This window comes from Escherichia sp. E2586 (assembly GCF_005781105.1).
GTDB lineage: Bacteria > Pseudomonadota > Gammaproteobacteria > Enterobacterales > Enterobacteriaceae > Escherichia.
Window position 1 is genome coordinate 569 of the sequence record NZ_VATN01000055.1, and the last position, 641, is coordinate 1209.

Here is a 641-nt window from a genome sequence, read left to right on the forward strand (position 1 = left end):
GGTTGCTGACAGCTGATAATATTGAGCGCTTTCATCAGCTTTGTTGCCCGCCAGCGGCTCAGTTTTATACCTTTGGTGGTGACCATTGCGGCAATGCTTCGCGCTCCTGCTGAACCGTTACTTTCGTGATAAACTTCACGCACAAGGCTCAGTAATGCCACTTTCGTGGCGTCAGGCTTCCTGGGCTGCCGCCAGTATTTATAACTGCTGCGATGAACCCCAAACACGTTGCACACAACGGCAACAGGAAACCGCGCCCTGAGTTTCTCAACTAATGAGAATTGTTCAGGGAGTCTGACATCAAGAGCGCGGTAGCCTTTTTTAATATATCCCTTTCCATTTCAACGCGTTGAAGTCTTTTCTTCAACTCACGTATTTCAATCTGCTCAGGTGTCATGGGTGAAGCTATGGGTGATTTTCCCGCTCGCTCTTCTTTCAGTTGTCGAACCCATTTATCCATCGTGGATTTGCCGACATTCATCGCAGTGGCAGCGGCGGCAACGGTGTAATGCTGATCGAGTACAAGCTGGGCAGCCTCGAGGCGAAACTCGGGGCTAAAATTGCGTCTGTTACGTCCGGTCATAATGTCACCTGTTTTGACTATGAGGTGATGATATCACCTCTATTCAGGTGGCCAAATT

The 641-nt window shown here is 49.1% G+C and carries 1 pseudogene; it reads right to left on the minus strand.

From position 1 onward, the window contains the following. Positions 1-583: pseudogene (locus FEK50_RS24665) on the minus strand (transposase); the annotation flags it as partial. Between the last annotated feature and the right edge of the window lie 58 nt (positions 584-641).